General features: G+C 64.9%; 6 protein-coding genes and 1 pseudogene. 4 read left to right on the top strand and 3 right to left on the bottom strand.

Annotated features, from left to right (window positions below):
- On the top strand, positions 1–1,267 hold a 1,267-nt coding region (locus VGE27_RS13780), incomplete at its 5' end, for a response regulator (RefSeq protein WP_331050247.1).
- 42 nt (positions 1,268–1,309) lie between these two features.
- Here the strand turns inward: VGE27_RS13780 and VGE27_RS13775 are convergent.
- The gene (locus VGE27_RS13775) at positions 1,310–2,233 is read right to left on the bottom strand and encodes a serine hydrolase (RefSeq protein ID WP_331050246.1); all 924 of its coding nucleotides are present in this window, start codon (positions 2,231–2,233) and stop codon (positions 1,310–1,312) included.
- A gap of 159 nt (positions 2,234–2,392) precedes the next feature.
- Positions 2,393–3,271, bottom strand: coding sequence for an intradiol ring-cleavage dioxygenase (locus VGE27_RS13770; protein ID WP_331050245.1), 879 nt, complete (start codon positions 3,269–3,271; stop codon positions 2,393–2,395).
- A gap of 226 nt (positions 3,272–3,497) precedes the next feature.
- Here VGE27_RS13770 and VGE27_RS13765 point away from each other — a divergent pair, with 226 nt between their 5' ends.
- Genes VGE27_RS13765 through VGE27_RS13755 form a run of 3 tightly spaced genes read left to right on the top strand, consistent with a single transcriptional unit; the run spans position 3,498 to position 9,279 of the window.
- Complete coding sequence (locus tag VGE27_RS13765) at positions 3,498–4,943, top strand: nitronate monooxygenase (protein WP_331050244.1); 1,446 nt, start codon at positions 3,498–3,500, stop codon at positions 4,941–4,943.
- Between the two features lie 50 nt (positions 4,944–4,993).
- Positions 4,994–6,541 (top strand): aminopeptidase P N-terminal domain-containing protein, encoded by a 1,548-nt coding sequence (locus VGE27_RS13760; RefSeq protein ID WP_331050243.1) that lies wholly within the window; start codon positions 4,994–4,996, stop codon positions 6,539–6,541.
- Between the two features lie 5 nt (positions 6,542–6,546).
- Positions 6,547–9,279, top strand: coding sequence for a S9 family peptidase (locus VGE27_RS13755; protein WP_331050242.1), 2,733 nt, complete (start codon positions 6,547–6,549; stop codon positions 9,277–9,279).
- 47 nt (positions 9,280–9,326) lie between these two features.
- Here the strand turns inward: VGE27_RS13755 and VGE27_RS13750 are convergent.
- A pseudogene (locus tag VGE27_RS13750) lies at positions 9,327–9,591 on the bottom strand (hypothetical protein); the annotation flags it as partial.

The following is a 9,591-nucleotide window of genomic DNA, read 5'->3' as shown; positions in this document are numbered from 1 at the left end:
GTTCCATGAACGCGACCTGTTTCTGGCGCTGGATCTCGCGCTGCATCGCCATCGCATCGAGCAGGATCTGCGGGCCAACTCCCTCACGTTCGCCGCCATCAGCGATGGTGTAGCCGATGCCGTGGTGGTGGCCGACAAGGATGAAGTGGTACGCTACATGAATCCATCGGCAGAACGCCTGCTGGGCATGAGTCTGTTCGACGCCGTGGACTCCTCACTGTCTGATGTACTGAGGCTGGAATCGGCTGTGCCGGGCACCACGCCGCAGTCCATCGATGGCATCCGTGGGGACTGGCACGATGACGAGGCCTATCTCAGCGACCGCCACGGGGAGCGCATTCCCGTCGCGTGGCGTTGTCGGGCCCTGCTCTCGCCACGTGGCGAACCGGCAGGCCATGTGCACACACTCACCGATCTACGCGCGCAACGACGCCTCGAAAAGATGCGTCGCGCCGCCGATGGCCTGTTGCGTGTAGCGTTCGAGGCTTCGCCGGTCTCCATTGCGCTGCTGGACGGCGAAGGAAACATCGTCCGTCACAATCCCGGGTTCCTGACCATCACCGGCCATGCACCGGATGCGACGGCAATCACGGGCGCGGCGGACTCCTACGTATGGGCCGGGGATCGTGCCGCGTTCACCGAATGGCTCGCATCCGCACCGGCGCCGGGCACCCGCACCGCCCCCGTGGAGATGCGCCTGCGTCATGTCTCCGGACGTCCGGTGCAGGTGCTGGCCACCGTCGTGAAGGTCCCCGACACACTCGATGGCCAGCCCATCATGTTGTGGCAGTGTCAGCGTATCGATCAGCAGAAAGAACTGATCACGGAGTCGATGAATCGATCGGCCGCCGAGGCGAAGAGCACAGCGACACTGCTGCCGTTCCGTCACATCCTGCTCGTGGAAGACGAACCCAGTCTGCGTCAGATTCTGCAGCGCATGCTTGCGCGCTTCGGGCTCAAGGTCACGGCCGCTCCGGACGGCGACTCGGCGCTGGCCGCGTTGCGTGCCACGGTGGAGATCGATGTGGTGCTCACCGACGTCATCATGCCGGGCATGTCGGGGGGCGAACTCGCCATTCACATCGAGCGCGACTTCCCCGTGCTACCGCTGATGTTCATGACGGGATTTCACGACGACAGCTTCGTGCGGGAACGCGTGAACTCTTCGCGCCGTCCGCTGCTCTACAAGCCGTTTTCGGGCGAAGAGCTGGAGCGTGCGCTGCACGCTTTGGCTGCATCGGTGGGAACATCCGCGGTACCGAAGTAGTCGGCGCCGCGGCATTTTTTCTCTCCTATGGCGGAGCGGTCCTTACGGCTTTTGCCCGCCGCTCGGTCGCGGTGACCAGTGCGCCACTATCGCCGCGCCGATGCGCCCGATCACCGTATTGCCCTCGGCGTCCATCCAGTACCGTGTGTCGGTGTTCTCCTTGGTGAGCACACAGGCCACCACGCGCGCCGGCAGGTACAGCACACCACAGTCGGTGCGGGCATTGTCCACGTCACCCGTCTTGTGCGCGGCGCGCACGCCATACGCATAGCGCAACAGTTTCGAGTCGTCCACGTTGCGGGCAAGGATGGCCAGCATCGTCGAGTCGGCGGACGCACTCACCGCCTTGCCCTGCGCCAGCAACGTGAAGAGCCGCGCCATTTCATTGGGGGTGGTCACACCGAGTCCGTACTTGACCGAGCTGTCGGGCGCCACGGTGGCGATCCGGGTCATGGATCCGGAATGCACCTTGGTGTGCGGCAGGCCGAGCGCCTCCATCTTCTGCCAGACACGCCGGATCTTGATGCGATCGAGCACGAGATTCGTGGCCGTGTTGTCGCTCAGCGTCGTCATCAGCCAGGCCACGTCCCACAAACGCAGTGACAGCGGGGTGCGCATGAACTGCAACTGGCCCGCGCCTCCCACCTTGTCGATCTCTGTCAGGACGATGGGGTCGTCGAGCGTGAGCTGCTTCTGCTCGGCGAGATCGAACAGCGCCACGAGCACTGGCACCTTGATCAGCGACGCCGTGGTGAAGGTCTCGTCGCCGCGGCGTTCGAGATGTTCACCCGTGTCGAGATTGGTGATGCTGTAACCCACCACACCACGATGGGCATCGGCGAGACTGTCGATGACACGACGCAATGGCGCCGGTCCAGGTACCATGGTCTGTGCCGCAGCATCATGTGCGCCCAGCAACGACGCACTCATGACGAGAGTGGCAGCAAGAGCGGGGAGGAGTCGCATGCCGGGAACATATCGTTTCCCTCAGCGCCTCGCTCCCCGTCTCGCGGAACAGCCTGCCCCTCCGCAGGATGTCCGCCGGATACCCCTCTCCACGTGGATATCCGGTGTGCTTTGTGCCGCCGTACTGCCCTCCACCCGCACCCGCATGCGGGTCGCTGCTCAGATGGCGATGGCCACCGTGAGCGTCGCCGTGAAGCCATCCGTCACATTGCCCGTCATCGTCGCGAGCTGCAGCGACGCGCCATCACTGAACACGTTGTCCGACGCCAGCGTGATGCCCGCCAGGTTGCGTACACTCGACTCGTAGCCACTCGTGGCGTACGCGAGATCGCACGACGCCTTGGGCAAGGCGATCTGCGACGTCGCCACCTTGTTGCGCACATCCGTGGCCGCCGTGAGACTCTGGAACACCTCGAAGTGGATGTGTGGCCAGCGTCCCGAGTAACAACCCGGAAAGATCGTGGTGAAACTCAGGCGTCCGTTGGCATCTGCAGCTTGGACACCACGCAGATAATTTTGGTTGGTTACGCCGGACGAATAGAGCGAATAGTTGCCCGCGCGGTCGCAGTGCCAGAGGTACACGGCGCGATTCGCCAACGGCGAGCAGCTGCTCGCCGACACGATCGTCAGGTTCACCGTCAGCGGAATGCCAACCGCCGTGCCGCTCAATCCGGCGAAGCTCGACCGGAGATCCGACCGCACCACGCCCGTCTGGTTGAGCACGTTCGCCCCATTCGATCCGTCACCGGGATATGGGCCTGCGGTTTCCTCCGGCACACGACTGCACGTGCCGTTGTTGTTCACGGGTGAGGTGCCTTCCGTGCCCGTGGTGTCCGTCCCGGTCAGCGTGCTGCTGTCACCACACCCCAGTAGTTGCAGGGCACCGAATCCCGCTCCAAGGCTCGCCGCCATGCGCAGCATCATCCGACGATCGATCGTGCGTCCGGTGGCCAGCAAGTCACGATGCAATCCACCATGGTCATCGTGATCATGGTCGTCATCGTGATGCGCGTTGGGCGAAAGAATGAGCATGGACATGTAGATACCTCTTGTGTGCTGAAGGCAACGCGACATCGTCGTCGCTGGTCTGGTCATCGGCGTTGTCTGCGCTGGAGACACGCACAGCTGCCGGACCCCTATGTGCGGATCACCTCGCCACGTGAAATCCCTGACAGCGCTGTCGGGGAATGTGCGAATGCCGGGAAGGTGACACCATGGTGAACTTTGCGGAGTCGCCTCTCCTCTGCTCCCCGCACCCGCATCGATGTCCGCATCATCTGCTCCGTCCACCGTCACACTCCCACGCATCATTCAGGGAGGCATGGGCATCGGTGTTTCCAACTGGCGTCTCGCCAATGCGGTGTCTGCATGCGGACATCTCGGTGTCGTGTCAGGCACCGTGATCGACACCGTGATGGTGCGACGCCTCCAGGACGGCGATCCCGGCGGTCATGTGCGCCGGGCACTCGCACACTTCCCGATTCCGGCAGTGGCCGACGAGATCCTGCACCGCTACTTCATGGCGGAAGGGCGTGCACCTGATGCGCCGTATCGATTGCTGCCCATGTACCGACAGGTGGTGAGTCGGGCACGTCAACGTGTTACGGTGGCCGCCGCATTCGTGGAGACGTGGCTGGCCCGCGAAGGACACGACGGCGCCGTGGGCATGAACCTGCTCACCAAGGTGCAGCTCCCGAATCTGCCCACGCTGTACGGTGCCATGCTGGCCGGTGTCACCACCGTCATCATGGGCGCCGGCATTCCGCGCGAAATCCCGGGCGCACTCGATGCGCTGGCCGAACATCGTCCGGCGATACTGCGATTCGATGTGGAAGGCTTGCCGCGCGATGTGATCGAGTCGATTGCCTTCGACCCGATGGATCTCTGGCCTGATGCCGCGCTACCGGTCGCGCCCTTGCAGCGTCCGGCGTTTTATCCGGTGGTGTCGGCCGTGTCACTGGCCGCAACGCTCGCACGCAAATCCACGGGGCGTGTGGACGGCTTCGTAGTGGAAAGTCCCACAGCTGGCGGACACAACGCCCCGCCGCGTGGCGAGATGCAGCTCGATGCATCAGGTCAGCCCATCTACGGCGAGCGCGATGCCGTCGACTTCTCCCGCATGCGTGATCTGGGGCTGCCCTTCTGGATCGCGGGCGGCAGCGGCACACCCGACGGTCTTGCCCGGGCAATCGAGCTTGGTGCGCAGGGTGTGCAGGTAGGCACCCTGTTCGCCTTCTGTGAGGAGTCCGGACTCGCCCCATCTGTGCGTCACGCCGTGCTGGATGCTGTGTGTGCCGGCCGGGCACAGGTCTTCACCGACCCACTGGCGTCGCCCACCGGCTACCCGTTCAAATTGATTCGCGGTGTTGACGACATTGAAGGCACGCGCGAACGGATCTGCGACCTGGGCTATCTGCGGGTCGCGGTGAAGGGAGAAGATGGCCGCCTCGTCTATCGATGCCCCGCCGAACCGGTGGATGCCTACGTGGCCAAGGGAGGTGACCACGCCGACTGTGAAGGCCGGCAATGTCTCTGCAACGGCCTGCTGGCCGATGTGGGGCTGGGTCAGGTGCGAGGCGATGGGGACGAGCCCCCACTGGTCACCAGCGGTGACGATCTGACCTCGGTCGCCACGCTCGCCGCACAGGGTCCATACCAGGCGGCCGATGTGATTGCGTGGCTCGAGGGACGGGTGCCCGCCCCCCGCTGACAGGAGCCAGCGGGCGCTCCGGTGAGGCTTGGTGGGGCGTAGATTGGGGGATGCGCCCCTTCAGCTGCCCCTCTGCTTCGCGACTCCGCGCTGCTGTCGCCGCGTCGCTCACTGCCGCCCTTGCGGCGTCCTCTGCCGCCGGCGCCCAGGCGGGTCGTGCACCGGCGACGCGCGCCACGGCGAATCGCCCTCCGGCCACCGACACGGCCATTACGCTGGCCGAAGTGGCCGCCCGCCGCGCAGCGCTTGCCGACAAGATCGAGAATGGCGTGGTGCTGTCCTATGGTGGCCGTGCTCTCGTCCACGACTTCAGCGCGTTCTACCAGCTCTCGGCCTTTCGCTATCTCACCGAGCTGAACGAACCCGACCACGCCCTGCTGATGGTGGTGCGCAACAAGCAGGCGCAGAGCACACTGTTCCTCACGCCGCTCGATCCGCGCACCGCGTTCTACTACGGTCAGCGCGTGGACACAGCGTCGAGCCTCGCCCGCTACGGCATGCCGGGCCGGTCGTTCGCCGCGCTGTCCGGTGTGCTCGACTCGCTTGCCGGCTCCGGCCTCCCGTTCTACCACATCCCCGATGTGGAGACGATGGACTTTGCCCGTGACGATTCGCTCACGCGCGGTCAGGAGACGGTCAAGTCGCTCTCCCACAAATTCCCCGATCTGGCCATCCGCAACGGGATGCCGATGGTGCTGCAGTTGCGGGCCAAGAAATCACCGACCGAACTGGCGCTCATCCGCCGCGCCGCGGAGATCAGCGCGGAAGGTCACCGCGCCGCCATGCTCACGGCCAACCCGCAAGCCGAGTACGAGCTGCGCGCGGCCATCGAATACGAATTCACGCGCCGCGGCGCAGAGCGTCCGGCATACGGATCCATCGTTGGTGGCGGATACAACGGCACCACGCTGCACTACATGAAGGACAGCGATCCGGTGAAGCCCGGTGACCTCGTGGTGATGGACGCGGGCGCGGAGTTCCGTGGCTACGCGGCCGATATCACGCGCACGATTCCGGTGAGCGGCACGTTCACGCCGGCCCAGCGCAAGGTGTATCAGCTCGTGCGTGACGCGCAGAATGTGGCCGAGCAGATGTCCAAGCCGGGAATGAATGTGCGCGCCGCCGCCGACTCCTCGGTGGCCGTGCGTACGCGCGGCCTCGCCGCGCTCGGCCTCATCGAAAGTGCGGAAGCCACCTTTGACCCGCCGTGGGCCGTGAACTGCACCGCCAATCCCGCGTCATGCCGTCAGGCCAACCTTTGGATGATTCATGGTATCACACACGGCATCGGACTGGCCGTGCACGATCCCATGCAGGGCGCGGGACGCGACGCGACGTTCCAGGTGGGGGATGCCTTCACGATTGAACCTGGCATCTACATCAGCACGCGGGCATTGGCCGTGCTCCCCGATACGCCGAAGAACCGCGCCTTCATCGCCAAGGTGAAAGCGGTGGTGCAGCAGTACGAGAACACGGGTGTCCGCATCGAGGACGACTACGTGATCACGGAGAAGGGACTCGAGCGCATTTCCCTCGTGCCGCGCGAGATCGACGAAATCGAGGCGCTGATGAAGCGTCGCCGTACCATCCAACCCTGAGCCGCATGCGTCGAATCACTGCCCCACTCGTTCCCACGGCTCTGCTGCTGGGCGCTGCGCTTGGCGCGCAACCCAAGCCGACCGTGACATCGGCGGACTATGCGCAGTGGGAAGTGCCGGGAGCCCCCCGCATCTCACCGCGTGGCGACTGGACCGCCCTGCCGATCTCGCGCCAGACCGACGACAACGAGGTGCGCCTCATCGGTGGACCGCGCGACACCACCATTGTGGTGCCCTTCGGTTCGCCGGTGACCTTCGCGTCCAACAACGAGTGGGCCGGCATGCTGGTGGGGATGTCCACCGCAGAACGCGAACGGCTGACCAAGGAGAAGAAGCCTGTCCGCAACAGTGTGCTGTTCCGCAATCTGGTGAACGGTACCGTGATCACCGAGGCGGAGGTGAGCGCATTCACCTTCAGCGCCAATGGTCGGTTCGCCACGCTCACGCGCTATCCGGCGGAAGGCAAGCAGGTGTCCGATGTGGTGGTGTACGACCTGACGCGCGGCACCCGTCTGACGTTCTCGTCGGTGCGGGAGCATGCGTGGTCGGATGCGCCGGGTGCGGGCGGCGCGCTGCTCGCGCTGGCCACCGATGGCGATGGTCCGTCCGGCAACGCCGTGCAGCTGTACGATGCGGCGAACAATTCGCTGCGTGTGCTGGAGAACGGGGCCGTGCCCTACCGCGCACTCGCCTGGCGCAAGGCGTCGCTCGAACTGGCAGCGATGCGTGGTGTGGTGGACAAGGCGTTTCGCGATACGGCCCACGTGCTGCTCGACTGGCGCGATGTGACCTCGACGGCGGCCCCGCGCACACTCGACGCATCGAAGAGCGGCTTCCCGGCGAACACGCGCATCGCGGAACACCGGCGCCCGTCCTGGTCGCGCGACGGACAAGTCCTGTTCTTCGGCGTGCGTCCTCGCCTGACTGTTGCCGACGCCATCAAGAAGAGCGCCGACAAGGTTTCCGATGTGGAGATCTGGCACACCAACGATGTGCGCATGTTCGCGCAGCAGAAGGCGCAGGAAGCGCAGGACCTCCGCAGCACGCTGCTGACGGCGTGGCGCGCTGACGATCGTGTGGTGGCGGTGGGCACCGACCTCAACGAACAGTCCGCCGCGCTGGAAAGCGGACGCTGGGCCACGGAGATCGACCGCAAGCCGTATCCGTGGGAGTGGAAGTTCGGTCGCAATGTGCAGGACGTCTGGGCCGTGAATCTCGAGACGGGCGCGCGCACCAAGGTGCTGCAGCGCATCCGGCACTACTACGGCGCCGACCCAACGGGCAGCAAGCTCGCCTGGTCGGATGGCCGCGACTACTGGGTGGTGGACCTGGCCTCGGGCAAGCGCACCAATCTCACGGCATCGGTGACACGCGGCGGCAAGGCTGACTTCGTCGATCACGACGACGATCATCCCACCGACATCCCGCACATCTTCCCGATCGTGGCGTGGAGCAAGGCAGGCGATGCGCTGCTGGTGAACGACACACACGATGTGTGGCGCCTGGCCACCGATGGCAGTGCCGCCACGCGCCTCACCAATGGCGCCAGCGAACGGGTCGCCCATCGTCTCGTGAACTTCGCGCCGTTCAATGCCTCGGCTGCAGATCGTGCGGTGGACCTGTCGGCGCCGCAGTATCTCGCGCTCACCGGCCGTCAGACCAAGCAGAGTGGGTATGCGCGCCTGAATGCCGATGGCACCGTGCAGCGCCTGTTGCTGGTGGACGCGGGGCACTCAGGCTTTGTGAAGGCGGACAGCGCGAATGTCGTGGCCTTCATGCGCCAGCGCTACGACACGTCGCCCAACGTGTTTGTGGGCACCGACCCTGCCTCGGCCAAGGCCGTCACCGCCACCAACCCGCAGCAGTCGAAGTTCGCGTGGGGCAAGGTGGAGCTGATGAACTTCCGCAGCACGATCAATGTGCCGCTGCAGGCGCTGCTGTACTATCCGGCCAACTACGATCCGGCCAAGAAGTATCCGCTCATCGTCTACACCTACGAGCGGTTGTCGCAGGGACTGCACGGGTACATCGCCCCCAACAGCCGCAGCTACTACAACGCCACGGTGTTCTCGCAGGACGGCTACTTCGTGCTCATGCCCGACATCGTGTTCCGTCCGCGTGAGCCGGGTATCGGCACCAAGTACGCCGTGGAGCCGGCGGTGCGCTCGCTCATCGCCAAGGGCCTGGTGGACGCCCAGCGCGTTGGGCATGTGGGCCACTCACAGGGCGGCTACGAGGCGGCCTACCTCGCCACACACAGCAACCTGTTTCAGACTACCATCGTAGGCTCTGGCATCACCGACATGATCAGCTTCGCGGGTCAGCTGCACTGGAGCGGTGGCACGGCGGAGTTCGACCATTGGGAGACGGGTCAGTTCCGCATGCAGGTGGCGCCGTGGGAAGACATGAAGGCGATGATCGACAATTCACCGCTGGCCCGTGTGCATCAGATGCAGGCCAAGAGCATGCTCATCGAGATCGGCAGTGAAGACGGCACCGTGGATCCACGACAGGGCTCGTTGTTCTACAACTACGCCCGACGCGCTGGCAAGAACGTGGTGATGCTCACGTATCCGGGTGAAGGCCACGGCCTCACCAAGCGGGAGAATCAGCGCGACTACCAGACGCGTATCCTCGAGTGGTTCGGTCACTACCTCAAGGGTGAACCGGCGGCCAAGTGGATCACCAGCGGACAGACGGCGCTGGAACGGCGCGCCATTCTCGACGCGAACAAGTAGTCTGGCGTCGGTAGCTCTCGGGCGCCCTGGGTTGGCCAACGGCCAGCTCAGGGCGCTCGCAGTTTCAGGAACTCCGGCTTGGTGGCCGTGAGAATCTCCAGCACGACCCGTCGATCGTCGGCGGAGATGCCCTGCAGGTCGGGCGTGCGATCGGTGCCGCGAAGGATATTGTCGAGACGCGTGTAGACCGCGCGCTTCGCGACCTCGGGCAGCGCATCAAACGCCTCCGAGTGAATCAGGAAGCTGAGCGGATACTTGAAGAGGCGTTTCTCGAGGTCGAGTGTGCGCAGGGAACGTCCCTGCGCATCGCGG

The organism is Gemmatimonas sp., assembly GCF_036405635.1.
GTDB lineage: Bacteria > Gemmatimonadota > Gemmatimonadetes > Gemmatimonadales > Gemmatimonadaceae > Gemmatimonas.
This window is presented reverse-complemented; position numbering and strand designations above follow the sequence as displayed.

What these genes read in the sequence shown, in the direction of transcription:
- VGE27_RS13775 (WP_331050246.1), bottom strand. Translation starts at nt 2,233, where the DNA reads ATGCGACTCCTCCCCGCTCTTGCTGCCACTCTCGTCATGAGTGCGTCG.
- VGE27_RS13765 (WP_331050244.1), top strand. Translation starts at nt 3,498, where the DNA reads ATGTCCGCATCATCTGCTCCGTCCACCGTCACACTCCCACGCATCATT.
- VGE27_RS13770 (WP_331050245.1), bottom strand. Translation starts at nt 3,271, where the DNA reads ATGTCCATGCTCATTCTTTCGCCCAACGCGCATCACGATGACGACCAT.
- VGE27_RS13755 (WP_331050242.1), top strand. Translation starts at nt 6,547, where the DNA reads ATGCGTCGAATCACTGCCCCACTCGTTCCCACGGCTCTGCTGCTGGGC.
- VGE27_RS13760 (WP_331050243.1), top strand. Translation starts at nt 4,994, where the DNA reads ATGCGCCCCTTCAGCTGCCCCTCTGCTTCGCGACTCCGCGCTGCTGTC.